Origin of the sequence: Streptomyces sp. NPDC048516 (genome assembly GCF_043199875.1) — a bacterium.
GTDB lineage: Bacteria > Actinomycetota > Actinomycetes > Streptomycetales > Streptomycetaceae > Streptomyces.
Genome location: NZ_JBICWS010000008.1, coordinates 33,248 through 58,361, shown reverse-complemented (window position 1 = coordinate 58,361; position 25,114 = coordinate 33,248). Strand labels below are relative to the sequence as shown.

Sequence of the window (25,114 nt, the reverse complement as noted above, 5' to 3'; positions counted from 1 at the left end):
TGGCCTCCCAGGCCCGTAACGGTGAGGCTTTCCGACACGTGCTGACGACCACCACCATCAAGGTCCTCGAGCCCGGGGACCTCGACGATGCGCTCGCGGTCCTGGACCGCGACCCGGTCGCCAACGCCTTCGTCGCCGCCCGCGTCCAGGTCGCCGGCCTCGACCCCTGGCGGCTGGGCGGCGAGATGTGGGGCTGGTACGTCGGCGGCCGCCTGGAGTCGCTGTGTTACGCCGGCGCCAACCTCGTCCCGGTCTGCGCCACCCCCGAAGCCGTCCGCGGCTTCGCCGAACGCGCCCGCCGCCAGGGCCGCCGCTGCTCCTCCATCGTCGGCCCCGCGGAGTCCACCGCCGAGCTGTGGTCGCTCCTGGAGCCGTCCTGGGGGCCGGCCCGCGAGATCCGCGCCCACCAGCCGCTGATGGTCACCACCGCGCCGGCCGCCGAGATCGCCCCCGATCCGTACGTCCGGCGGATCCGCAAGAACGAGATGGACCTGATCATGCCCGCGTGCGTGGCCATGTTCACCGAAGAGGTCGGCATCTCCCCGATGGCCGGCGACGGCGGGCTTCTCTACCAGGCCCGGGTCGCCGAACTCGTCGGCTCCGGCCGCTCCTTCGCCCGTATCGAGAACGGCAAGGTCATCTTCAAGGCCGAGATCGGCGCCGCCACCCAGCAGGCCTGCCAGATCCAGGGTGTGTGGGTCGACCCCGCCTACCGCGGCAAGGGCCTGTCCGAGACCGGTATGGCCGCCGTGCTGCGCTACGCCCTCAACGACGTCGCGCCCGTCGTCAGCCTCTACGTCAACGACTTCAACACCGCAGCCCGGGCCTCCTACCGGCGGGTGGGCTTCGAGGAAGTCGGCGCGTTCATGAGCGTGCTGTTCTGACCCGCCGCCTTGTACGCTCCGAGCATGGATGACGTCGCGGTCGGCCCGCTTGATCTCGCTGCCCGCGTGGACGACGCACTGGCCGTCCAGGCAGTCGCGTTCGGCCTGAGCGCCGAGGAGACCGCCGTCCGCCGGCACATCGTGCTCCGTCACCTCACCTGCCCCGGCGCCCGCGCCCTCGGCGCCACCACCCCCGCAGGCCGGCTGGTCGGCTTCGTCTACGGCATGCCCAACGACCGCGCCCACTGGTGGTCCACCGTCGTCGAGCCCTACCTCCGCAACGAGGGCCTGGACCACTGGCTCGACGACTCCTTCACCATCACCGAGCTGCACGTCCACCCCGACTACCAGCACCGCGGCATCGGCCGGACACTGATCACCCGCATCACCGACGGCGCCGCCCAGCCACGCTCCATCCTCTCCGCCATCGACACCGAAAGCCCCGCCCGCCGCCTCTACCGCTCCCTCGGCTACCAGGACATCGCCCGCCGCGTCCTGTTCCCGAGCGCCCCCACGCCGTACGCCGTCATGGGTGCCCCTCTCCCTCTGAAGCGCGCCTGAACGGCCCCCCAGGGGACAACAGGGGCACGCCCCCACTCGCATTCACTTTCTTCACCGCACCCACGGCCCCGCGCAGCGGACCTGGCCCGCCGCAGGCGAAACAAGAGGAACCCGCACGCCGGGACAGCCGGAAACGCGGGAAGGAAGCCCAACCGCAGCGGTATCGCATTTCCGCGGGAGAGACCCCTACGGCTAACCTCCAGGGAGTCACCTTTCTTACGCAGGAGAAACTTCCATGGCCCACGCCGCACAGGTCCAGCGCATGTCCCGCTTGATGATCAAGACACTGCGCGACGACCCGGCCGACGCCGAGACCGCCAGCCACAAGCTGCTCGTCCGCGCCGGGTACGTCCGCCGCTCCTCCGCCGGCATCTGGACGTGGCTGCCGCTGGGCAAGAAGGTCCTGGAGAACGTCTCCCGCGTCGTGCGCGAGGAGATGGACGCCATCGGCGGCCAGGAGGTCCTGCTGCCGGCCCTGCTGCCCAAGGAGCCCTACGAGGCCAGCGGCCGCTGGGAGGAGTACGGCGACCTGCTCTTCCGCCTCAAGGACCGCAAGGGCGCCGACTACCTCCTCGGCCCCACCCACGAAGAGATCTTCACCCTCACGGTCAAGGACCAGTGCACGTCCTACAAGGACCTGCCGGTGATCCTCTACCAGATCCAGACCAAGTACCGCGACGAGGCCCGCCCCCGCTCCGGTGTGCTGCGCGGCCGCGAGTTCCAGATGAAGGACTCGTACAGCTTCGACACCACCGACGAGGGCCTGGAGCAGTCCTACGCCCTGCACCGCGAGGCCTACACCAAGATCTTCCAGCGGCTCGGCCTGGACTACCGCATCGTCTCCGCCGTCTCCGGCGCGATGGGGGGCTCCGCCTCCGAGGAGTTCCTGGCCCCCGCCGCCGCCGGTGAGGACACCTTCGTCGACTGCCCGGCCTGCGACTACGCCGCCAACACCGAGGCCGTCACGGTCAAGGTCGAGGCCGCCGACGGCTCGGCGCACGGCCCCGTCGAGGAGCTGGACACCCCCGACACCCCGACCATCGAGACCCTCGCCGCGCACCTTGGCGTACCGGCCTCGGCGACCCTGAAGAACCTCCTGGTCAAGGTCGACGGCGAGATCGTCGCGGTCGGTGTCCCCGGCCACCGCGAGGTCGACCTCGGCAAGCTCGGCGAGCACCTGGCACCGGCCACCGTCGAGCTGGTCACCGCCGAGGACTTCACCGACCGCCCCGAGCTGGTCCGCGGCTACGTCGGCCCGCAGGGACTGGCCGGCAAGGCGTTCCGCTATATCGCCGACCCGCGTATCGCCCCCGGCACCGCCTGGGTCACCGGCGCCAACAAGGAGGGCAAGCACGCCAGGAACGTCGTCGCCGGCCGGGACTTCGAGGTTGACGACTACCTCGACGTGGTCGTCGTCGAGCCCGGTGACCCCTGCCCGGAGTGCGGCACCGGCCTGAAGATCGACCGCGCCATCGAGATCGGCCACATCTTCCAGCTCGGCCGCAAGTACGCGGACGCCTTCGAGCTCGATGTGCTCGGCCAGAACGGCAAGCCCGCGCGGGTCACCATGGGTTCGTACGGCATCGGCGTCTCCCGCGCGGTGGCCGCCCTCGCCGAGCAGACCAATGACGAGAAGGGCCTGTGCTGGCCCCGCGAGGTCGCCCCGGCCGATGTGCACGTCGTCGCGGCCGGCAAGGCCAAGCAGACCGAGCTCGCCCTGGAGGTCGGCGAACAGCTCGGCGCCGCGGGCCTGCGGGTCCTCGTCGACGACCGGGCGGGCGTCTCGCCCGGCGTGAAGTTCACCGACGCCGAACTGCTCGGCGTGCCGACCATCGTCGTCGCGGGCCGCCGCGCCGCCGAGGGCGTCGTCGAGGTCAAGGACCGCCGCACCGGCGAGCGCGAGGAGCTGACGGTCGAGGAGGCCGTGGCCCGCCTCGGCGCGTAACCACCGCACGAACGAACGGGCCGGCCGCCGGGCACACACCCCGGCGGCCGGCCCGTTCGTCCGTCACACCGGGGGAGCCACCCCCTACAGCCAGGCCGCTACAGCCAGCCGCCACGACCAGGCCCCTACAGCCAGGCCGCGAACTCCAACAGCAGCTCGCCGCGCTGCCGGTCGCCCACCGCCACCTCCCGTACACCGGTGTCCACCGCCCGGTACAGCGTCCAGTCGCGCAGCCGGTCCCGGTCCACCTCCAGGGAGTCGGCCAGCTTGGCCACCCTGCGGCGGGCCGCGGCAGCCGCGCCCGACCCGGCCGCCAGATCCTCGAACCGGTCCAGCACCAGGGACGCCAGGTCGTATGCCCGCTCGCCCACCACCGGCGACGGGCCGACCGCCAGCCAGGGCGCCCGCTCACCGGCCAGCACCTTGCCCTGCCGGAACGCGCCGTGCAGCACGAACCGCTCGTCGGACCCCTCCGGAAGGGCGCGTCGCAGCTCCAGTGCCTGCTCCACCAGCGGTGCGGCCGGCTCGGACAGCGCCCCGGCCGTCCGCAGTGCCTCCGCGGCCTCCTCGGTACGCCCGGCCAGCGTCTCGAAGGGATGCTCCGGGGCCGCCGGTACCCACAGCCGCCGCACCGTACCGGCTGCCTCCAGCAGCGCCTTGGCCTCCGGCAGCGACCGCAGCGACACACCGCCCTGCAGCCGCTCCAGCAACAGCGCACCGCTGGTGGCATCGGACCGCAGCAGCCGTACCGCGCCCCAGCCGTCCCAGACCTCCAGCGCCGCCCCCTCGTGCCCGGACACCCGCCCGGGCACCGGGAACTTCAGCGCGGCGGGCGACTGGTCCTTCTGCCGTACGAGGGCGACCAGACTGCTGCGCCCACCGGGGGCCTGCACCCGCTCCAGCGTCAGATCCCAGGCCTCCAGCCGCTGCTGAACCAGCGTCGGCAGCGCAGCGAGCCACTGCCGTGCGGGACTTTCCGGATCGCCGCTCAGCGAACTCACCAACCGCTGCGGCGGTTCGACGGGTGCCGTTGCCATGCTTGAGCTGTCCCCTTCCCGGGCCGTGACCGCCGCGGGCGGTCGTTCAGAGCGCGCCCGCGGAAGCGCTCGCGGCGCCGGACCCGGTGGCGGCCGCGGCCCGCTCCACGAGCCCAGGGAAGGCTACGCCGCTGCCGCGCCAGCGCACCGCCCGCACCGCTGCCTCGCGCAGCGCGGCCGCCGCCTCGGTGCGCCGGGCCGCGGCACCGGCCCGTACGAGATCCGCGTAGACGGCGGCCAGCCGGTCCTCCAGCTCCGCCGCCAGCCGGAGGGCGGCGGCCGCGTCCGGGACCGGGAAGGGCAGCTCGTAGGCGGCCGCCGCGGCCCGCGGGGTACCGCCCAGGTCGCGCACCTCGCGGCGCAGCGCATCCCGGCGCGCACGATGCCCGTCGTACGCGGCCTGCGCCTCCTTCCGCCGGTCGCCGAAGACCCGCCCGCCGACCACGCCGTAGCCGTAGACCGCCGCATGCTCGGCGGCCAGCGCCGCCTGCACCGCGATCAGCTCGTCGTGCCCGCCGTCCGCGTCCTCGCGCCCGTTCCTGCCGTGCACCGCTGTGGCCCTCATCCGCTCACCCCTTCGCCGGTCGCCGCTCCTGGCCGTGCTGCCCTGCCCGTCATCCGGCCGGCTCCGTCAGCAGATACGCATGCGCCGCGCCGGCCGCCGCGACCGAGGCGAGCAGCCGGGCCAACTCGGGGGGCGCGGCGGTCAGGGCCTTGGTACGGACGTCGGCGAGCTTGCGTTCGGCGTCGGCCAGGGCGGTCCGTGCAGCCCGCTCGTCCCGGGGGACCTGGGGGTCGGACGGCCGCCGGGAGCCGTGCGGAGCGGGACCGGAAGCGGGCGCGCCGGCATCGCGCGCCGGGCCGTCGCCGTCCCCGCCGCCTGCCCCGCCGCCGGGGGAGGGGGCGGCCCGCTCGCCGGTGAACGCCTCGGCGTGCCGGGCGACTTCGGAGCGCAGCGGGCGCAGCCGTGACTCCAGCGCCGGATGCGCGGCCAGCGTGGCGTCGTAACGCGCCAGCAGGGTCGTGCTGTCGCGGGCGGAGCGCCCGCGCAGCCGGTCGGCGGCACGGGAGTGTTCGGTCCGGTCGGGGCCGTCGTCCTCCGAGCAGCCGGTGAGCAGCGCCACGCCCCCGAGGGCGGCGCCGGCCAGCAGGGTCCTTCTGCGTGTGAGCGCCACTTTCGGCACGTTGCACTTCCCGGGGTCTTTCGTCGTGATCACCGCAGGCGAGAGTATCCGTGACCACCCACCGAATCGTCAGTACCCCGCCGGAACCGATAGGCTTTGAGCCGACACGCGACCCACCCACAACAGCACACGCGGCCGAGGAGTCACCCGGATGAGCACGACCCAGAGCGAGAGGCTGCGCGGATTGCTTGAACCGCTCGTCGCCGCGCGAGACCTGGATCTGGAAGAGATCGAGGTGACACCGGCAGGCAAGCGGCGGGTGCTGAGGATCGTGGTCGATTCCGACGAGGGCGTCCAGCTGGACGAGTGTGCCGAGCTGAGCCGTGAGGCCTCGCAGGTCCTGGACGACTCCGATGTGATGGGCGGCGCCCCGTACACCCTTGAGGTGACCTCTCCCGGCGCCGACCGCCCGCTGACCGAGCTGCGGCACTACCGCCGCGCCGTCGGCCGCCTCATCAAGGCCCAACTCCACGAGGGCGGCGAGCTGGTGGCACGGATCACCGCCGTCGACGACTCGGGGCTGGACCTCGAGGTGCCGGGTGTCAAGGGCCGCAAGCCGACCACCCGCCGGGTCTCCTTCGACGAGATCGCCAAGGCGCGTGTCGAGCTGGAGTTCAACCGCAAGTCCGACAAGCGTGACGCGCAACACGACGAGAAGATCGACGAGAACAAGGAGGAGGCGTAGCCGTGGATATCGACATGAGTGCCCTGCGGGGACTGGTGCGGGAGAAGGAGATCTCGTTCGACCTGCTGGTCGAGGCGATCGAGTCGGCCCTCCTCATTGCCTACCACCGCACCGAGGGCAGCCGCCGGCGGGCGCGGGTGGAGCTGGACCGCAACACCGGCCATGTGACGGTGTGGGCGAAGGAGGATCCGGAGGACCTGGAGGAAGGCGCCGAGCCCCGCGACTTCGACGACACCCCCTCCGGTTTCGGGCGGATCGCGGCGACCACCGCCAAGCAGGTCATCCTGCAGCGGCTGCGGGACGCCGAGGAGGAGATCACCTTCGGCGAGTTCGCCGGGCGTGAGGGCGATGTCATCACCGGCGTCGTCCAGCAGGGCAAGGACCCCAAGAACGTGCTGGTGGACATCGGCCCGATGGAGGCCATGCTGCCGGTGCAGGAGCAGGTCCCCGGCGAGGACTACGCGCACGGCACCCGGCTGCGCTCGTACGTCGTCCGGGTGGCCAAGGGGGTCCGCGGCCCGTCCGTGACGCTGTCGCGCACCCACCCCAATCTGGTGAAGAAGCTCTTCGCGATGGAGGTCCCGGAGATCGCGGACGGCTCGGTGGAGATCTCCGCCATCGCCCGCGAGGCCGGTCACCGCACCAAGATCGCGGTACGGTCCGCCCGCTCCGGCCTGAACGCCAAGGGCGCCTGCATCGGCCCGATGGGCGGCCGGGTGCGCGCCGTGATGGCCGAGCTGCACGGTGAGAAGATCGACATCGTGGACTGGTCGGACGACCCGGCCGAGCTGGTGGCGAACGCGCTGTCGCCGGCCCGGGTCAGCAAGGTCGAGGTCGTGGACCTGGCGGCCCGCTCCGCCCGGGTGACCGTCCCCGATTACCAGCTGTCACTGGCCATCGGCAAGGAAGGGCAGAATGCCCGGCTCGCCGCCCGTCTCACGGGCTGGCGGATCGACATCCGTCCGGACACCGAGCAGCCCGCACCGCAGGACTGAGACCGTTCCACTACGGACGGTGGCGCCGCGGCCCGGCGAAAATCGGTGGTGCCGCGGCGCTCCGACCGGAATTCTGAGCAGCCGTTCCGCCTTTACCCCATAGGGGTCGGGCCGGCGCGGGGAGGTAGACTTAAGCAGTGTCTGGCCGGACGCATGCCCGCGCATGCCCTGAGCGCACCTGTCTGGGATGCCGGGAGCGAGCGGCCAAGGGCGATTTGCTGCGCATCGTGGTGATCGAGGGTGAGTGTGTCCCCGATCCTCGCGGTACGCTGCCCGGCCGGGGTGCTTACGTGCACCCGACACTGGTCTGCCTCGACCTGGCGGTTCGCCGCCGGGCGTTCAACCGGGCCTACCGGGCCCGGGGACCGTTCGACGCGACGGCGCTGCGCCGGTTCATCGAGCGGACGCCCGTCGAGCAGCCGCCGTTGCAATAACGCACAGCAGCACGAAACGCACAGCGCACGGAAAACCGTGCGGTCAGGTACCTCGCGAGTCGGAAGTAGGTCGAGATTGCGATGAGCACTCGATGAGTACGCGATGAGTACGCCCATGAAGTAGCGACGGTCCGGTGGACAACCCGGACCTAGAAGGAGCGAAGTGGCTAAGGTCCGGGTATACGAACTCGCCAAGGAGTTCGGTGTTGAGAGCAAGGTCGTCATGGCCAAGCTCCAAGAACTTGGTGAATTCGTCCGTTCGGCGTCCTCGACGATCGAGGCGCCGGTTGTTCGCAAGCTGACGGATGCTTTCCAGGCAGGCAGTGGCAATGGCCGCGCCGCCGGTAAGCCCGCGGCGCCGCGCAAGTCGGCCCCCGCGAAGCCGTCCGCGCCGTCTCCGGCGCAGGCCGGTGGCACCTCACCCGCCCCCAAGGCAGAGGGGGAGCGTCCTGCTGCCCCGAAGCCGGGCGCCCCCAAGCCGGGCCCCGCGGCCCCGGCAGCCCCCGAGGCACCGAAGGCCCCCGAGGCCCCGGTGGCTCCCAAGAGCACTCCCGCCGCAGGCCCCACCCCGGGCCCGCGCCCCGCCCCGGCGCGCCCCGCGGCACCCAAGCCCGCTCCGGCCGCCCCCGCGCAGCCCGAGTTCCAGGCTCCGCCGTCCGCGCCGGCCGCTCCCGCCGCCGGCCAGTCGGCTCCCCGTCCCGGTGCCCCCGGCCCGCGTCCGGCCCGTCCGGCGCCCGGCCAGGGTGGTCAGGGCGGTCAGGGTGGCCAGGGCCGCGGTAACGCTCCGCGTCCCGGTGGCGAGCGTCCGGCCCCGCGTCCCGGCGGCCGGCCCTCCGGCCCCCGTCCGGGCAACAACCCCTTCACGTCCGGTGGCTCCACCGGCATGGCCCGTCCGCAGGCTCCCCGTCCCGGTGGCGCCCCGCGTCCCGGCGGCCAGGGTGGTCCCGGCGGCCCGCGTCCGCAGGGCGGCGGCCAGGGCGGCCCCCGTCCCCAGGGCGGCGGCCAGGGCGGCGCGCGTCCCACCCCCGGTGGTATGCCCCGTCCGCAGGGTGCCGCTCCCGGTGGCGCTCCGCGTCCCGGCGGTGGCGGCGGTAACCGTCCGAACCCGGGCATGATGCCGCAGCGTCCCGCTGCCGGCCCGCGTCCGGGCCCCGGCGGTGGCGGCGGTCGCGGTCCCGGCGGTGCCGGTCGTCCCGGCGGCGGCGGCGGTCGTCCCGGTGGCGGCGGCGGTTTCGCCGGTCGTCCCGGTGGCGGTGGCGGTCGTCCGGGTGGCGGCGGCGGTTTCGCCGGTCGTCCCGGTGGCGGCGGTCCCGGTGGTGGCGGCGGCTTCGGCGGTCGTCCCGGCTTCGGTGGTCGTCCCGGCGGCCCCGGTGGCCGTGGTGGCACGCAGGGTGCGTTCGGCCGCCCCGGCGGTCCGGCGCGTCGTGGCCGCAAGTCGAAGCGGCAGAGGCGTCAGGAGTACGAGGCCATGCAGGCCCCGTCGGTGGGCGGCATCATGCTGCCCCGCGGCAACGGCGCGACGGTTCGCCTGTCGCGTGGTGCCTCGCTGACGGACTTCGCCGAGAAGATCAACGCCAACCCGGCGTCGCTGGTCCAGGTCATGCTGAACCTCGGCGAGATGGTCACGGCGACCCAGTCGGTCTCCGACGAGACGCTGCAGCTGCTCGCCGAAGAGATGAACTACGTCGTCGAGATCGTCAGCCCGGAGGAGGAGGACCGCGAGCTGCTCGAGTCCTTCGACATCGACTTCGGTGAGAACGAGGGCGGCGAGGACATGCTCGTCGCGCGTCCGCCGGTGGTGACCGTCATGGGTCACGTCGACCACGGTAAGACCCGGCTGCTCGACGCGATCCGCAAGACGAACGTCATCGCGGGCGAGGCCGGCGGCATCACCCAGCACATCGGTGCCTACCAGGTCGCGACCGAGGTCAACGACGAAGAGCGGCGCATCACCTTCATCGACACCCCCGGTCACGAGGCGTTCACCGCCATGCGTGCCCGTGGTGCCAAGTCGACCGACATCGCGATCCTCGTGGTGGCGGCCAACGACGGTGTCATGCCGCAGACGATCGAGGCCCTGAACCACGCCAAGGCGGCCGAGGTCCCGATCGTGGTCGCGGTCAACAAGATCGACGTCGAGGGCGCCGACCCGACCAAGGTGCGCGGCCAGCTCACCGAGTTCGGTCTGGTGGCCGAGGAGTACGGCGGCGACACGATGTTCGTCGACATCTCCGCCCGTGAGGGTCTGAACATCGAGCAGCTGCTCGAGGCCGTGGTCCTGACCGCGGACGCCTCGCTCGACCTGCGCGCCAACGCGGAGCAGGACGCGCAGGGCATCGCGATCGAGGCCCACCTCGACCGTGGCCGCGGCGCCGTGGCGACCGTCCTGGTCCAGCGCGGCACGCTCCGCGTCGGCGAGACGATGGTGGTCGGCGACGCGTACGGCCGAGTCCGTGCGATGTTCGACGACAAGGGCAACAACGTCGAGGAAGCGGGTCCGTCGACCCCCGTCCTGGTCCTGGGTCTGACCAACGTCCCGGGCGCCGGCGACAACTTCCTGGTCGTCGACGAGGACCGTACGGCCCGTCAGATCGCCGAGAAGCGCGCGGCGCGCGAGCGCAACGCCGCCTTCGCCAAGCGCACCCGCCGGGTGTCCCTCGAGGACCTGGACAAGGTGCTCAAGGCCGGCGAGGTCCAGCAGCTCAACCTCATCATCAAGGGTGACGCTTCTGGTTCCGTCGAGGCCCTGGAGTCCTCGCTGCTCCAGCTCGATGTCGGCGAAGAGGTCGACATCCGGGTGCTGCACCGCGGCGTCGGTGCGGTCACGGAGACCGACATCAACCTGGCGTCCGGCTCCGACGCGATCGTCATCGGCTTCAACGTGCGCGCCGAAGGCCGTGCCACGCAGATGGCCGAGCGCGAGGGCGTCGACGTCCGGTACTACTCGGTCATCTACCAGGCGATCGAGGAGATCGAGGCGGCCCTCAAGGGCATGCTCAAGCCGGAGTACGAGGAGGTCGAGCTCGGTACCGCGGAGATCCGCGAGATCTTCCGCTCGTCCAAGCTCGGCAACATCGCGGGTGTGCTCATCCGCTCCGGCGAGGTCAAGCGCAACACCAAGGCGCGCCTCATCCGCGACGGCAAGGTGGTCGCGGAAGACCTCAACATCCAGGGTCTGCGCCGCTTCAAGGACGACGTCACCGAGATCCGCGAAGGCTTCGAGGGCGGTATCAACCTCGGAAACTTCAACGACATCAAGATCGACGACGTCATCGCGACGTACGAGATGCGCGAGAAGCCGCGCGGCTGATCGTGCAGCGGCCCGCGCGCGGCCCGGTCCACCCGAGGTGGTGGCCGGGCGACGGGCGGGCGGCCGGCCGGGGCCGGTCGGCGGAAGGTATTTCCGTCGATCGGCCCCGGCCGTTCCGTGTACGGTTCGAAATGACACGGACACCTAAGGCCCCACGGGTGGCTTGACCCGTCTTGCATGTACGTAGGGACACTGTCCTTCGACCTGCTTCTCGGCGACGTACGGTCGCTGAAGGAGAAGCGCTCCGTCGTCCGCCCGATCGTCGCCGAGCTGCACCGCAAATTCGCGGTGAGCGTCGCGGAGGTCGGGGACCAGGATCTGCACCGCAGGGCCACCATCGGCCTGGCGGTGGTGTCCGGGGACACGGGACATCTCACCGATGTCATGGACCGCTGCGAGCGCCTGGTCGCCGCACGGCCCGAAGTGGAGCTGCTGTCGGTACGCCGGCGGCTGCACGGCGACGACGACTGACCCGGGGACCGGGCAGGCCGCCGCCGGTGGAAGCACAATTGTGGAAGAAAGAAGGAGACGGACCAGTGGCCGACAATGCGCGGGCGAAGAAGCTGGCGGACCTCATCCGGGAGGTGGTCGCCCAGAAGCTGCAGCGCGGTATCAAGGACCCGCGGCTCGGTTCGCACGTGACCATCACGGACACCCGGGTCACCGGCGACCTGCGGGAGGCTACGGTCTTCTACACGGTCTACGGCGATGACGAGGAGCGGGCCAGCGCCGCCGCCGGGCTGGAGAGCGCCAAGGGCATCCTGCGCTCCGCGGTCGGGGCCGCGGCGGGGACGAAGTTCACGCCGACCCTGGCCTTCGTGCCGGACGCCCTGCCGGAGAACGCCAAGACGATCGACGACCTGCTCGACAAGGCACGCGCCTCGGACGCCAAGGTGCGCGAGGTCTCCTCGGGCGCTCAGTACGCCGGCGAGGCCGACCCGTACCGCAAGCCGGGCGAGGACGACGACGAGGGCACCGCGGCAGAATGAAGCGTGAGAGCAACAAGCCGGGCGGTCTTGTCATCGTCGACAAGCCGGCCGGCTTCACTTCGCATGACGTGGTGGCGAAGATGCGCGGCATGGCGCGCACCCGCAGGGTCGGGCACGCCGGCACGCTGGACCCGATGGCGACGGGCGTGCTCGTCCTGGGCATCGAGCGGGCCACCAAACTGCTCGGCCATCTCGCGCTGACGGAGAAGGAGTACGTCGGTACGATCCGGCTCGGCCAGACGACGATCACCGATGACGCCGAGGGCGAGATCACCGCGTCGAAGGCGGCACACGGTCTCGCCCGCGAGGACATCGACGCGGGCGTCGGCCGGCTGTCCGGCGCGATCATGCAGGTCCCGTCGAAGGTCAGCGCCATCAAGATCGACGGCAAGCGGTCGTACTCGCGGGTCCGCGACGGCGAGGACGTGGAGATCCCGGCCCGGCCGGTCACCGTCTCCTCGTTCCTGGTGTACTCCGCGCACGAGACCGAGGCCGAGGACGGCACCCCGGTGACCGATCTGCTGGTCTCCGTCGAGTGTTCGTCCGGTACGTACATCCGCGCCCTCGCCCGCGACCTGGGGGACGGGCTGGGTGTCGGCGGCCATCTGACGGCGCTGCGCCGCACCCGCGTCGGCCCGTACAAGCTGGACCGGGCGCGCACCCTCGACCAGCTCCAGGCCGCCGTGGACGACACCGAGGGGGAGGGCCTGCCGGTCATGCCGCTCGGGGACGCGGCCGCCGCGGCCTTCACCCGCTGGGATGTGGCCGAGCCGCAGGTCCGGCTGCTGCTCAACGGCGCACGGATCCCGATGCCGCGGTTCGAGGGCAGCGGCCCGATCGCGGCGTTCGGGCCGGACGGCCGGTTCCTCGCGCTGGTGGAGAACCAGGGCGGGAAGGCGAAGAGCCTGGCGGTGTTCGCGGTCTAGTGCCGCAGTTGCCGTACCAGGGGCCGGCGATCAGGCACCGGTAGGACCGCACCCGCCGTAGGGCCGGGTCCGGAGACGCGCGGACGCGCTCCGGGGCCGGCCCTTTGCGCGCCCGTATGCGGTCCGTGCTCCCCCTCTCGTCTGTTTCCCGCCTCACCTGCTGTCTTGCGTCGCCTGCTGTCCTGCGTCACCTGCTGGCCCTCCGGTACTCGGAACCCTCCGGCCCTCCCGGCTCCTCGGTACTCCGGCCCTCCCGTTCCGAGTGGGTTCCGGCTATTCACTCATTCGGTGAGGCGCTTGAAGTGAATCAAGGCGTGGACGGGGGCGCGTTGCCGAGGAGCCCTGTCGAGACGATCACCGCCTGCTTACCGTGCGGGGGACGGCACAGGGTGAGAGGACCGGCGATGGCATTGCTGGATGCCGATGCGGACACGGCACTGGTGCGGATCCGTGATCTGGCAGGTCGGACACGTGGGACGGGGTTTCTCGCGAACCACGACGGCACCGTGATCACCAGCCACGAAGCGGTGGACGGCGCCACGCAACTGGTGCTGCAGCCCATGGCGGACGGCGCCGGAGGCGGCGCGGCCGGTGGCGGCGGATGGACGTGCGTGGTGGCGGCCGATGCGCTGACGCCTCTGCCGGAGGCCGGGCTCGCCCTCGTACGGGCCGGCGGCTTCGGACCGCACCGGCTCACGCCGCTGCCCATCGCCGCGGCCCGGCCGGCCGCGGGCACGGCAGCCCGCATCTGGGCGGGTGGCTGGCTGGACGGCACGGTCGTCGGGCCGGGCTCCGGGGTGATGTACACAGCCGCCGAGCGCGTCCACCTCCTCGACGACACGCTGGAGCTCGGCCTGTGCGCCGGGGGCCGGGAGGCGCTGCGGCTGCGCGGTCTGGCGGTCGGCGGGCCGGTGCTGGACGCCCGGACCGGCGCGGTGCTGGGCATCCTCGGCACCGCGCTGCACCCCCAGGCTCCTGGCCGCGGCCGCCCGGGGGAGAGTGTCTTCGGGCGCCGGGCGGGCGGCTTCGCGATTCCGCTGCGCGCGGTCGCCGAAGCCGCGCCACACGGCGCGCTGGCCGCGCTGCTGGAGCGCAATGAGGCGACCGTCCCGGCCTACGGCAGCGAGTTGAACCCGGCCGGCGCGCGGCATCTCGCCGAGCTGTCGATGCCCTCGACGGGCTCCCCCGAGCGGCCGCGGCCGACGCGGGAGCCGGTCGAACGGCCTGAGGTGGCCGCTGAGTTCGCGCGCTTCGAGGAGAGCCAGGGGACGGCGCGGGCAAGCGTGCTGGGGCTGGTGGGGCAGCCGGGATGCGGCCGGAGCACGGAACTGGCCGGGCTCGCGGCACGCAGGGCTCAGGGCCCCCGCCCCGCCGCGACCATCCGGCTGCGCGGCGCGGAACTGCGGTCCGGCGACGACGGGGTACGCAGCGCCGTCGAGCGTGCGCTGCGGTCCGCCGGCCGGATCGTCGCCGGGGAGGGCCGCACCGCCGGTGACCCGGCGGACACCACCTGCCAGGACGTCGCGCGGGCGGCGTCCGCGGCCGGACGCCCGCTGCTGGTGCTCCTCGACGGGCCGGAGGAGATGCCGTCGGCCCTGGCGCAGGGGGAGCGGCTGGCGGAGTGGACCGACGCGACGGCCGACTGGCTGCGTACCACCGGTGTGCGACTGGTCATCGCCTGCCGCCCCGAGTACTGGGAGCGGGCCGGTGCGCTCTTCCCGCCCGGCCTGCTGCACCGGCCGCTGCGTCCGGCGCCCGCGCTGCCCGCCTGCGTGGAGCTCGGTGACCTCACCGAGGAGGAGGCGGAGCGCGCCCGCGGCCACTACGGCCTGCCGCCCGGCGCGCCGGCCGCACCGGACGCCCGCCATCCGCTGGCCCTGCGCCTGCTCGCGGAGGTCGGCGCGGCGCTCACCGAGGGGGACGGGGCAGGGCGGTGCGCCGACGTGCCGCCCGGCCTCGGCACACCCGACCGCCACCAGATCTTCGACGCCTACCTGGACCTGGTGTGCCTGCGCATCGCCGTACGGCTCGCGGCCGGTCACCGGCCCGCGCCGCGCGGCACCGCCGTGCGCCGGCTGGCCGCCCAGGTCGCCGGCCAGGTGCACGAGGCGGCCCGGCGCTGCCTCGGCCCCGGCCCCGGCGCGCTGGACCGTACCTCCTTCGAGGAGGTGTTCCCGCGCGAGCCCGGCTGGGCCCGTGCGGTGCTGGCCGAGGGGCTGCTGGTCCCGGCCGGCACCGGATTCCGCTTCGCCCACGAGGAGTTCGCGGAGTGGCTGCAGGGCGCGCATGTCGACCTCGACCTGCTGCCCGTGCCCGGACACCGCGCCGGGCCGGCCGTCCAGGCGCTGCTGCTGCTCGGCAGGCGCGAGGGAACGGTGCAACTGACTTTCCGGCTGGCAGAGTTGGTGCCGATGGCAACCGCCCCCGCTGCCGGCCCCGCGGCCGCCCCCGGGGCCGGTTCACCGGCCGCGCGCGCCGTGGACGGCCGCTGGTGGGCCGCTCATCTGCTGTCCGGTGTGCTGCTCCGGGTCCCCGACGCGAGGCCCTACACGGGCGTCTTGCGGCTGCTCGCCGACCGGATCACGGAGCGGTCCCTCCGGGCGGGCGGCTTCGTGCAGACGGGGCTGGAGGCCTTCGGGCCGTGGTTCTGGGAGCGGTTGGCGCTGGCCGACGAGGACCGGATGGACCTGCTGCGCCGCCTGCTGCCGGCCGACGGGCCGCCGTGCGGGGCGGGGCGGGGGCCGGCCGGCGCGAAGCGGTACACGGAGGCGGAGGCGGGGACGGGGGCCACGGGAGCTGTGCCCTTCGGGGCGCCGTCGCGGGCCGTGTGGCCGTCGCGGCCGTCGAGGCCCGTTCCGTCATCGCGGTCCGGGTGGCCGTCACCGTCCGGTTCGTCATCGCTGCCCGACCGGTTGTCGTCGTCCGGCCCGTCCGGCCCGCTCGGGGCGTCCGATCCCGCGCCGGGCAATCCGACGTCCCCCGCCGTATCCGCCGACGGTCCGCGGGCCGGCCACGACTTCGCGCCGCCGCCGCGGGTACGCGTCCACCCCGCCGACGACCCGGCGTCCGACCGGGACGGCGACGGCCGGCCGGACGCCACCGGTGGCCCGCGCCCCACCCCCGCCCGGGCGGGCACCCCCGCGCGGGCGGACACCGGCGGCAGCGCGTCCGCAGCGGCCCCCGCAACCGGGTCCCGGCCCGCCGCGGCAGGCTCGCCCCGGTTTCTCGATGCCGCGGCCGCACTGCTGCGCGCGGATCCGCAGCAGATGCAGCCGTTGCTGTGCGCCTGGTTCGACGACAGCCGCCCGCTGCAACGCCCCGGCGCGCCGGACGGCGGCCCGGCCCGCCCCGTAGAGGCTGTGCCCGGCGAGATCACCGTGGCCACCGCCGCGCAGGCGCTGCTGCACACCCATCGCCACCGGGCGCTCGACGCCCTCACGGAAGCGCTGGTGCAGGCCGCGCACCCCAGGGGCGACGAGCTGATGGACGCGCTGGCCGAGGACGAGCCGGCCGCGGTGTGCCGGGCCGTGGACCGGTGGGCGCATGACGTGCGCCCCGAGCGGCGGGCCGCCGCCGTGTCGTACGGTCTGCGGGCCGCCCGGCACGTGACCGCCGGACCCGACCGCGCCCTGCTGCGCTACGCGGCCCTCTGCCTGCTCGCCCGGAGCGCCGACAGCGCCCACCACGGCTCCGCGCTGGCCCTGCTGATGGGCGACCCGGCCACCCGCTCCCGCTTCCTGGACCGGGCGCTGGCCCGCTTTGTCGCGGGGGATCCGCAGCTGCCGCCCACGGTCTTCACCGCCGCCCTCGCCGACCACCCCGAACCGGTGCTGACCGCCTTCCGGGCCCGGCTGATCGGCGGCGCGGGGCCACCGGTGGCGGCCGCCCTGCTGCGCATGCTCGCCCGCACCGATGCGCCGGACCTCGTCGCCCGCGTCGCCGACCTCGTCCGTGACTGTGCCCGGCACTGCCCGGAGCGTGCCGCACGGCCGGTCGCCGAGTTCATCGACCGCCGCCTCGAACGGGGCCCGGCCGCCCGCGCCGCGCTCCGGCCGCTCGCCGTGGAGCTGCTGACCGGTTCCCCCGTAGCGGTCCGGTGCGCGCTCGCTGCCGTGGTGGCCGAGACGGGGTGTGGCGACTCGGTTGCGTTGCGCCGTGAACTGCTCGATGCGCTGCTGGCGCAGGAGGCCTCCTATGCGGCGCCGCACCGGGTCCATGAGGGGAGCGGGGGCCGGGACACCCGTGTGCTGGAGGCGCTCTTGGAGGCCGCCGCCGAAGGCGCGGAGCGGCGGCCGGCGGAGCGCACCAGGGAGCTGGTGCACCGCACCGGGATGCTGCTGGTGCGCACGCCGGCGGGCGCGGCCTGCTTCGACCGGCGGCTGGTGGAACTGGGGCGGCGGCTGCCGGGTTTCGCGCGGCGGGTGCAGGACTGGGCGACGGACGAGCCGGGGGAGTGGGCGGCAGTGGTGGGCCCCGGCGCCCGTGCCACGCTCGCCGGGTGTCACAGCTGACGGGTGTCACAGCTGACGGGCGGGGCAGTCGGGCGGGGCAGTCGGGGCGGGCCGAGGGGCTGCGGGGGTGGGCGACAGGCGGCTGCGGGTGCCGGGCGGTGCGGGCCGGGCCGGACCGGGCAGCCCGAGGAGAGCCCTCCGTGACCCGCGAGGCCGCCCGTGGGATCAGGGGCGGACCGGAGGCGGGACGGGTGCCCTGAGCCACCCTTCGCGCGGAGCATCACCCGCGGCATGGCAGTCTTAGACCTGCGCCATGCCGAATTGGCGCAATGGACGGACAAGGGTTCGGGCGAGGAGCGGGCACTGTGCAGCGCTGGCGTGGCTTGGAGGACATCCCCGAGGGCTGGGGACGCAGCGTCGTCACCATCGGCTCCTACGACGGAGTGCACCGCGGCCACCAACTGATCATCGGCAAGGCCGTCGCGCGCGCCCGTGAGCTGGGGATCCCCGCGGTGGTCGTCACCTTCGACCCGCACCCGAGTGAGGTCGTGCGGCCCGGTACCCACCCGCCGCTGCTGGCGCCGCACGACCGGCGCGCGGAGCTGATGGCCGGTCTGGGGGTGGACGCGGTGCTCATTCTCCCGTTCACCAAGGAGTTCTCGAAGCTGGCGCCGGCCGACTTCGTGGTCAAGGTGCTGGTCGACAAGCTGCACGCCCAGGTCGTCGTCGAGGGCCCCAACTTCCGCTTCGGACACAAGGCGACCGGCAACGTCGCGACCCTCGCGGAGCTCGGGACCACCTACGACTACAGCGTGGAGGTCATCGACCTCTATGAGCGCGGGGCGGCGGGCGGCGGCGAGCCGTTCTCCTCCACGCTCACCCGCCGCCTGGTCGCCGAGGGTGATGTGGCCGGTGCGATGGAGGTCCTCGGACGGCCGCACCGGGTCGAGGGCGTTGTCGTGCGCGGTGCCCAGCGCGGCCGTGAACTGGGCTTCCCTACGGCCAATGTGGAGACCCTGCCGCACACCGCGATCCCGGCCGACGGCGTCTACGCCGGCCTGCTGCAGGTCGAGGGCGAGGCGATGCCGGCGGCCATCTCGGTCGGCACCAACCCGCAGTTCGACGGCACGGCACGGACCGTCGAGGCGTATGCCATCGACCGCGTCGGCCTGGATCTGTACGGGCTGCACGTCGGGGTGGACTTCGTCGCCTACATCCGCGGCCAGGAGAAGTTCGACACGCTCGACGCGTTGCTGGAGCGGATGGCGGTCGATGTGAAGCTGGCCCGCGGGCTGGTCGCGGAGGCGGGCTGATCGCCGCCGGTTGGGAGTGATCGCCGCGACTGGGCTCTCCGGTTGCGGCCTTCCGGCCTTCCGGCCTTCCTGGCCTTCCCGGCTTGCCGCTTTCCCCTGGCCCGGTTTCCCCGACTTCTTCCTGGACCGGATTCCCGGACGTCTTCCTGCTCCGGATTCCCGGACGTCTTCCTGCTCCGGTTTCCTGGCCTACCGCCTCTCTTCGCGCGATTGCGATTGCGGACCTTCGCTGCCGCTTCCGTTTCCATGGCTTGCCGTTCCGGCGGCCATGGGCCTTAGCCTCCCGCCGTTGCCGGCCCTTTCCCTCTCGCGGTTGCTGGCCCCGCCTCCCGAGTGACCGGTGGTTCGCCTCCCGAGTGACCGGTGGTTCGCCTTCCGCGGGTACCGGCGGTTCCCCTCCGCGGGTACCGGTGCTTACCTTCCGTGGGTACCGGTAGTTCCCCTCCGCGGGTACCGGTGGTTCCTTCCTGTTTGATCCGGCCCTACCCCCATATGTTTTCCCCGCCGCCCACCCCCCTTCGGGGGGTGGGCGGGTGTGGAGGTGCGGTCTCGCCGATTCGGGGTTGGTGGGTGGAGGTGCGGCGTCAGCAACTCGGCTGATTCCAGGCGGAGTTCGGCTGAGAGGGGTTCACTCGTCCGAGGGATGACGTGCTACGGGGCGGGGCCCGGCATCTCGCTGATGCCGGGCCCCGCCCCGTAGTGCGCCAGTGCGCTATGGCCGTGCTGCTATGCCCGCCTCACTGCGGAGGCGGCTGCTGCTGCCACCCCGGCGCCAGGCCGGGCTGTTCCGGCTGCGGTGCGTCCGGAGCGGGCTGTTGCTGCTGCCAGTGAGCCGGCGGCTGGGCAGGCTGCTGGGTCCAACCGCCTTGCTGGGGCGGGTAACCGGCCGGCGGCTGGCCCTGCTGCGGCTGCTGCTGCGGCTGTGCCTGTGGGGGCTGCCCCTGCTGGGCGTACTGCTGCTGGGCGTAGGGGTCGCCGCCCATCTGCTGCTGCGGGTACATCCCCGCTGCCTGCTGTGCCCGCGCGAAGTCCTCGGCCACCAGGGCGGAGAGGTTGAAGTACGCCTCACGGGTCTTGGGCCGCATCATGTCCAGGTCGACCTCGGCACCTGCGGCGAGATGCTCGTCGAAGGGGACGACCACCACACCGCGGCAGCGGGTCTCGAAGTGCGACACGATGTCATCGATTTTGATCATCTTGCCGGTCTCGCGGACTCCCGAGATGACCGTGATGCCGCGTTGCACCAGGTCGGCGTAGCCGTGCGCGGACAGCCAGTCCAGGGTGGTGCTCGCGCTGCTCGCACCGTCCACGGACGGGGTGGAGATGATGATCAACTGGTCGGCGAGGTCGAGCACTCCACGCATCGCGCTGTAGAGCAGGCCCGTACCCGAGTCGGTGAGGATGATCGGGTACTGCTTGCCGAGGACGTCGATCGCCCGTCGGTAGTCCTCGTCGTTGAACGTCGTGGAGACCGCGGGGTCCACGTCGTTGGCGAGGATCTCCAGGCCGGAAGGGGCCTGCGAGGTGAACCGGCGGATGTCCATGTAGCTGTGCAGATGCGGGATCTCACCCACCAGGTCGCGGATGGTCGCACCCGTCTCGCGCCGCACCCGTCGGCCGAGCGTGCCGGCGTCCGGGTTGGCGTCGATCGCCAGGATCTTGTCCTGCCGCTCGGACGCGAGGGTGGAGCCCAGCGCGGTGGTCGTGGTGGTCTTGCCGACACCGCCCTTGAGGCTGATCACCGCGATCCGGTAACAGGACATCACCGGCGTACGGATCAGCTCCAGCTTGCGCTGCCGCTCCGCCTCTTCCTTCTTCGCGCCCAGCTTGAACTTGGACGGCTGGGCATTGGCGCCCGGCTTGCGCTTCTTGGGCTGGTTGCGCAGCAGCCGGTCGGAGGTCAGCTCCACCGCGGCGCTGTAGCCGAGCGGCGCGCCGGGAGCGGCCCGCTGCTGCGGCTGCTGCTGACCCGGCTGCGAGTACGACGCGTAGTTCGCCGCCGCGTTCGGGTCTCCGGCCTGCTGCCCGGGGAGCGGCTGGTAGGCCTGCTGGGGCTGTTGAGCCTGCTGGCCCTGTTGCGCGTGCTGGGCCTGGGCCTGCTGAGCCTGCTGCGCCTGTGCCGCTTGCGCCTGCGCTGCTTGGGCCTGTGCCGCCTGGGCTTGTGCCGCCTGCTGGGCGGCGGCATGCTGCTGGCTGTAGCCGGCCTGCGCCTGCTGGGGGTACTGGCCCTGCTGCGAGTAGCCCTGCGCACCGGTCTGCGGGTAGCCGTAACCGGACTGCTGCGCCGCGGCGTGCTGCTGCGGCTGCTGGCCCTGTTGGGGGTAGCCGTAGCCGGACTGCTGCGCCGCTGGGTGCTGTTGCGGCTGCTGCTGGCCCTGCTGGCCCTGCTGGGGGTAGCCGTAGCCGGTCTGCGGGTAGCCGTACGCGGACTGCTGCTGGCCGGGGACGCCCTGCTGCTGTTGCGGGTAGCCACCCTGCTGGGCGTGCTGTCCCTGCGGATAGCCGGCCTGCGGCTGCTGCGGCTGCTGCGCCGCTGCGTGCTGCTGCTGGCCCTGCTGGGCGGCCTGAGCCTGCGCCTGCGCCTGCGCCATCCGCGGGTCCGCCGGCTGGAACTCCGCCGGCAGTGGCGGCAGGGGGCCCTGCCCGGGCACACCCTGCTGCTGTCCCTCGGCGGCAGCGCCCCACGGAGCACCCTGCTGGGGCGCACTCTGCTGGGGCACGCCCTGCGGAGTCGTCTGCTGCGGGACGCCCTGGTGCGGAACCCCCTGCTGCGGCATGCCCTGCTGGGGCGCGGCCTGTTGGGGCTGGGGCTGGGGCTGGGCCTGGGGCTGGGGCTGGGGCTGGGCCTGGGGTTGCGGCTGCTGCTGGGCCGGGGCGGGCTGTCCACCCTGCGCTGCGGCGTCGGGCGCGGGCTGGGCAGGGGTGACCGCCTCAGGGACCGGAGCTCCACCTTCGGCGGCGTGCGGCGTCGGGGCGGCCTGGGGCTGCGGCACCGCGCTGGGTGCGGTCTCCGGCGCTACCGCGGGCGCGGCGTCGGCCTCGGGCTTCACCTCGGCCTCGGCTTCGGGCTTGGCGTCGGTCGCGCTCGCTGCCTTCGGTTCGTCGTCATCGCCGTCGCCCCAGAGGGAGAACGACGGGTCGACACCCGTGCCCGAGCGGCGATTGCCGGCGTCCGCACCGTCGTCCGTGGCCGGGGCGACCTCCGCGGTCGGCTCGGGGCCGGGAGTCGCGGTGGCCGGTGTGGCATTGCCGGTCGCCGGTGCGTCACCGCCGGCAAGCGGTGCGTCGATGCCGGTGGCCGGTGTGGCATTGCCGGAGTCCTGCGGGCGCAGGGTCGGGAAGCTCGGCGGGGCGGCCTCCACGGGCGGCGGGGCCGTCGGCACGCCCTGCGGCGGAACCCCGGGGGCACCCTGCTGCGGCTGCTGCGGCGGAATCCCGGGCGCACCCTGCTGCGGCTGCTGCGGCTGCTGCGGCGGAATTCCAGGCGCCCCCTGGGCGGGCCCGGGCAGCGGCTGGCCGGTGGGCGGGCCGAGCGGGGACTGGGCGGTGGCGGGCGGAGCGGTGGGCGAAGACGCAGGAGGAGTCGCGGGGGAGGCGGCACTCGTGCCCCCACCACTGGTGTCGTTGCTCGCGTACCAGGCCGGTGCGGCGAAATCGATCTTGAACTCACCGGTCAGGTCGAACTCGGACTGGTCGTCGTCAGGATCGTTTCCGTCCGGACGGAAAGCCTCCTGCTCGTTCACTGTGCCTCCTGGTGTACTGCAACGCACCTGAACGGCAGGACCGGATACAGGCGGATCGATCGGATGTAGCGGAAGTCGGAACACACCACCCGGGGTTGCGCCAACACTAACTGTCTCCGTCCCCGTTTCGACTGCCGTCGTGCTGTGCTCCTGCGGCTCTCCTGCACAGCCTAATCAAGACTCGGCCCATAGCGGCAGTCGGTGTCATCTCGTCTTCAAGCCCCTCGGCACGCTGACGGGCGCACCCGTGGGTGCGCCCGTCACGCCGTGCCTGCGGCCGGTGGTGTACGCGCGGTGCGCGGCGCCCCGTGGGGCAACCGGCCCGCAGGGTCGGTCAGTCCATACGGCGGGGGCCGCCGAGCAGGTTGGTCTCCGCGTCCGTGGGCTGGGTCATGACGAACTGGTGGCCATCGCGCGAGCACCACAGCATGGCGTTGTCGCTGAGCGTCGGCAGCACCGCGCCGACCTGCTCCGGCAGCCGCATGATTCGCGTCACAACCTCGGTCTCCTCGGGCGAGAGCCGCTGCAGACCGACCAGATCGGCACGGCTGAGCATCTGCGGCGACCGCGGCCCCAGGAACGGCAGCACGGTCAGCACCGACTGCCAGGGGCTCGGGGCGAGCTGATTGCGCGGCGGCCGCGCACCCATGTCCCGTACGACCAGCACCGGGCTGGAGACCGACGGCCCCTGGGGCGCGATCTGACGCACATCGTGGACGGAGACGCACTGCTGCCCGCCGCCCGCGGCCTGCGCCATCTGCCCCCAGGCCGGCGGCCGCGCCGTCTCGACCGCGACCCGCGCGCCGGTGGCGACCGTACGCAGCGCCAGCACCTGCGCCATCCACATGCTGCCGACCAGCGCGATCTCCATGGGCGCCGGGCGCAGCAGGCTCAGCACGGCCGGCTGGTTCTGCGGGTCGATGCCGATGATCACGCCGTCGTCACCGACCGGCAGGGTCAGCGAGGCGAGCGAGTCCGCGGTCAGGATGTGCGGGCTGCGCCGCGGGCCGCGCAGGCCGAAACCGGGGCGGGGCTTCGGGCCGTTCGGACCCGATTGCCCCTCGTCCGGACGCGGCTGGTGCGAGAGGCGGCCAGCACCGGTGCCGCCCGCGACGGGGGGATTGCGCCAGCCGTTGCCACTGGTGTTGACGCGGGGCTGATAGGTGGGAGAGGCCATCAGCGGGTACCTCCGAGGGGAAGCGTGGCCAGCAGGCCGGGCAGCTGTTCCCGGTCGAGCCGTACGAGCCCGACCTTCACGGAACCGGAACGACGCTCCAACTCGCTCTGGGCGGCGGAGAGTTCGTTCTCACTGCGGGTGGAAAGGCGGACGTAACCCGAGATGGCCGGAGCGCGGCCATTGCCGTGCGTGGCGGTCAGCGTGAAGGTGCTGGCCATCGCCCTGGTGCTGGTCAGCAGCTGGGTGATGGCCGCCAACGGAGCGCCGCCCTGCCCCAGCTGGGGCCACCGGCCGATCCAGTAGGTGGTGTGCCAGCGGTCGTCGCAGCGCATCGCCCGGGTCGTCTCCTGGGTGCGGCGGGCCGCCCGGCCGTCGCGTCCCATCGCCCCGTTGGCGGCCCGCGGGCTGACGCACACCGCGGTGCCGATCGCGGCCACGACCTCCCGCTCGGCGAGCACCTTGGCGCGTACGCCGTGTGCGGTCAGCCGGCTGACGAGCTGGTCGGCGGCGCGCAGCAGCGAACGCTTGGCGCCTTCCATCCCGCCACCGCGGGCCTCGATCGCCTCCGCGCACAGCTCGGGGTCGAGCTTGAGGGCGATCCACGTCAGCTGCAGCGCCGGCGTCTGCGACTGGGCCTGCAGCGGCGCGTAGGAACGGGCCGCGACGGCCTGTTCGGGGAGGTGCGGCGCCGGCGCGGGCTGGGTGTACTGGACGAACTGCACCGATTCGAGGTGGATGTCCTCGATGTCGAGCGCGGTGTGCAGCACCTCGAGCGGCAGCATGTGGCTGCCGCGCTGCGGCCGCAGCGGCTCGTCACGGGCATCCACCTGGACGAGAGCCGTCAGGAAGGTCCCGTCACCGACGAACCCGATGGCGCGCTGGTCCGATTCGGTGGTGAACTCATAGGTCTGCAGCGCCGGCTCGCACTCCACCACCGGTGCGAACGCGGGGTCCACGCCCTGCGTCGCCGCGAGCGCGGAGTTGCTGTCCTTGCCGCGGCGCTTCATGGCGCGCACGGTCGTGATCCATTCCGGCAGCGGAATCCTCCGCCGCCGGCCGAGCGCGAAAATGACCAGTAGGGCCGCGATCACAATGGCCGCGGTCAGTGCGGCCGGGTGGATCGTCCAGCCCACCAGCACCAGCGCCGCGGCGAGTTCGATGATGGCCAGCTGCTGGACGCGCACCCCGCCGATGGTTCCGGCCTGTTGGCGCAGTCGCGGTGCCACCGGACCGGCCGGACGGGTCGCGGAATCCCCGCCGCCATTTCCTCTGTTGCCCGAAGCTGTACCGTTTTGGTCAGCATTTCCCGCGTATTGCGGGGCAGCGGAAGGCTGTTGCTGCTGTTGCCGCCCATTGCGGCGTCGAGCCCTGGTGGCGCTGGACATCCCCCGGCCTGCTCCTCTACTGGTGGTGTGGCCTCTGGACGTGTCGGTCGCCCGCTGAGACTGGTGCGTTGGAAGGTGGCACCCGTACCGTACGG

General features: G+C 73.0%; 18 protein-coding genes. 12 read left to right on the top strand and 6 right to left on the bottom strand.

Annotation, left to right across the window (positions count from 1 at the left end; translation table 11 throughout):
- Positions 1–38 precede the first annotated feature (38 nt).
- The 3 genes from ACGFR7_RS17685 (at position 39) to ACGFR7_RS17675 (ending at position 3,390) form a co-directional block, all read left to right on the top strand.
- Positions 39–884, top strand: a complete 846-nt coding sequence (locus ACGFR7_RS17685; protein ID WP_393319553.1) for a GNAT family N-acetyltransferase — start codon at positions 39–41, stop codon at positions 882–884.
- Between the two features lie 24 nt (positions 885–908).
- A complete protein-coding gene (locus tag ACGFR7_RS17680) occupies positions 909–1,445 on the top strand; it encodes a GNAT family N-acetyltransferase (RefSeq protein ID WP_393319550.1) in 537 nt (178 codons plus the stop codon).
- Between the two features lie 235 nt (positions 1,446–1,680).
- Positions 1,681–3,390, top strand: a complete 1,710-nt coding sequence (locus ACGFR7_RS17675; RefSeq protein ID WP_393319546.1) for a proline--tRNA ligase — start codon at positions 1,681–1,683, stop codon at positions 3,388–3,390.
- Between the two features lie 125 nt (positions 3,391–3,515).
- Here ACGFR7_RS17675 and ACGFR7_RS17670 read toward each other — a convergent pair whose 3' ends face one another.
- The 3 genes from ACGFR7_RS17670 to ACGFR7_RS17660 are packed head-to-tail and all read right to left on the bottom strand — an operon-like array spanning position 3,516 to position 5,602.
- Entirely contained in the window at positions 3,516–4,427 is a 912-nt protein-coding gene (locus ACGFR7_RS17670; RefSeq protein WP_393319543.1) for an aminoglycoside phosphotransferase family protein, read from the bottom strand.
- 46 nt (positions 4,428–4,473) lie between these two features.
- A complete protein-coding gene (locus ACGFR7_RS17665) occupies positions 4,474–4,992 on the bottom strand; it encodes a ferritin-like domain-containing protein (protein WP_393319540.1) in 519 nt (172 codons plus the stop codon).
- Between the two features lie 49 nt (positions 4,993–5,041).
- Positions 5,042–5,602, bottom strand: coding sequence for a hypothetical protein (locus ACGFR7_RS17660; protein ID WP_393319537.1), 561 nt, complete (start codon positions 5,600–5,602; stop codon positions 5,042–5,044).
- Positions 5,603–5,762: 160 nt separating this feature from the next.
- On the opposite strand from ACGFR7_RS17660, the gene rimP reads away from it, so the two are divergent.
- The 9 genes from rimP to ACGFR7_RS17615 all read left to right on the top strand — a co-directional run bounded on the left by rimP (position 5,763) and on the right by ACGFR7_RS17615 (position 18,714).
- Positions 5,763–6,296: a ribosome maturation factor RimP gene (gene rimP, locus ACGFR7_RS17655; protein WP_393319534.1), complete on the top strand. Its 534-nt coding sequence runs from the start codon at positions 5,763–5,765 to the stop codon at positions 6,294–6,296.
- A gap of 2 nt (positions 6,297–6,298) precedes the next feature.
- A complete protein-coding gene (gene nusA, locus ACGFR7_RS17650; RefSeq protein WP_393319531.1) occupies positions 6,299–7,291 on the top strand; it encodes a transcription termination factor NusA in 993 nt (330 codons plus the stop codon).
- 137 nt (positions 7,292–7,428) lie between these two features.
- Positions 7,429–7,725, top strand: coding sequence for a YlxR family protein (locus ACGFR7_RS17645; protein ID WP_350254394.1), 297 nt, complete (start codon positions 7,429–7,431; stop codon positions 7,723–7,725).
- Positions 7,726–7,888: 163 nt separating this feature from the next.
- Positions 7,889–11,035, top strand: a complete 3,147-nt coding sequence (gene infB / locus ACGFR7_RS17640; protein ID WP_393319528.1) for a translation initiation factor IF-2 — start codon at positions 7,889–7,891, stop codon at positions 11,033–11,035.
- A gap of 177 nt (positions 11,036–11,212) precedes the next feature.
- Positions 11,213–11,506: a DUF503 domain-containing protein gene (locus ACGFR7_RS17635; RefSeq protein WP_033269483.1), complete on the top strand. Its 294-nt coding sequence runs from the start codon at positions 11,213–11,215 to the stop codon at positions 11,504–11,506.
- 65 nt (positions 11,507–11,571) lie between these two features.
- Positions 11,572–12,024, top strand: a complete 453-nt coding sequence (gene rbfA, locus ACGFR7_RS17630; protein WP_086720471.1) for a 30S ribosome-binding factor RbfA — start codon at positions 11,572–11,574, stop codon at positions 12,022–12,024.
- Positions 12,021–12,950, top strand: coding sequence for a tRNA pseudouridine(55) synthase TruB (gene truB, locus ACGFR7_RS17625; RefSeq protein ID WP_393319525.1), 930 nt, complete (start codon positions 12,021–12,023; stop codon positions 12,948–12,950). Before rbfA ends, truB begins: the two co-directional genes overlap by 4 nt.
- A 404-nt stretch (positions 12,951–13,354) precedes the next feature.
- On the top strand, positions 13,355–17,461 hold the full coding sequence (locus ACGFR7_RS17620; RefSeq protein WP_393319522.1) for a hypothetical protein: 4,107 nt from the start codon (positions 13,355–13,357) through the stop codon (positions 17,459–17,461).
- Positions 17,462–17,766: 305 nt separating this feature from the next.
- Positions 17,767–18,714 (top strand): bifunctional riboflavin kinase/FAD synthetase, encoded by a 948-nt coding sequence (locus ACGFR7_RS17615; protein ID WP_393319519.1) that lies wholly within the window; start codon positions 17,767–17,769, stop codon positions 18,712–18,714.
- A 737-nt stretch (positions 18,715–19,451) separates the two neighbouring features.
- Here ACGFR7_RS17615 and ACGFR7_RS17610 read toward each other — a convergent pair.
- The 3 genes from ACGFR7_RS17610 to eccE form a co-directional block, all read right to left on the bottom strand.
- Positions 19,452–22,457 (bottom strand): SCO5717 family growth-regulating ATPase, encoded by a 3,006-nt coding sequence (locus ACGFR7_RS17610; RefSeq protein ID WP_393319516.1) that lies wholly within the window; start codon positions 22,455–22,457, stop codon positions 19,452–19,454.
- Positions 22,458–22,791: 334 nt separating this feature from the next.
- Positions 22,792–23,634 carry a hypothetical protein gene (locus ACGFR7_RS17605; protein WP_393319513.1) on the bottom strand — a complete coding sequence of 281 codons (843 nt, stop codon included), beginning with the start codon at positions 23,632–23,634 and terminating at the stop codon, positions 22,792–22,794.
- Positions 23,634–24,860: a type VII secretion protein EccE gene (eccE, locus tag ACGFR7_RS17600; RefSeq protein WP_393319511.1), complete on the bottom strand. Its 1,227-nt coding sequence runs from the start codon at positions 24,858–24,860 to the stop codon at positions 23,634–23,636. Before eccE ends, ACGFR7_RS17605 begins: the two co-directional genes overlap by 1 nt.
- Positions 24,861–25,114 lie beyond the last annotated feature (254 nt).

Bases quoted from the DNA above. Each gene is read 5' to 3' on its own strand.
- ACGFR7_RS17680 (WP_393319550.1), top strand. From the start codon at position 909: ATGGATGACGTCGCGGTCGGCCCGCTTGATCTCGCTGCCCGCGTGGAC.
- ACGFR7_RS17675 (WP_393319546.1), top strand. From the start codon at position 1,681: ATGGCCCACGCCGCACAGGTCCAGCGCATGTCCCGCTTGATGATCAAG.
- ACGFR7_RS17670 (WP_393319543.1), bottom strand. From the start codon at position 4,427: ATGGCAACGGCACCCGTCGAACCGCCGCAGCGGTTGGTGAGTTCGCTG.
- ACGFR7_RS17665 (WP_393319540.1), bottom strand. From the start codon at position 4,992: ATGAGGGCCACAGCGGTGCACGGCAGGAACGGGCGCGAGGACGCGGAC.
- rimP (WP_393319534.1), top strand. From the start codon at position 5,763: ATGAGCACGACCCAGAGCGAGAGGCTGCGCGGATTGCTTGAACCGCTC.
- ACGFR7_RS17635 (WP_033269483.1), top strand. From the start codon at position 11,213: ATGTACGTAGGGACACTGTCCTTCGACCTGCTTCTCGGCGACGTACGG.
- truB (WP_393319525.1), top strand. From the start codon at position 12,021: ATGAAGCGTGAGAGCAACAAGCCGGGCGGTCTTGTCATCGTCGACAAG.
- ACGFR7_RS17620 (WP_393319522.1), top strand. From the start codon at position 13,355: ATGGCATTGCTGGATGCCGATGCGGACACGGCACTGGTGCGGATCCGT.
- ACGFR7_RS17605 (WP_393319513.1), bottom strand. From the start codon at position 23,634: ATGGCCTCTCCCACCTATCAGCCCCGCGTCAACACCAGTGGCAACGGC.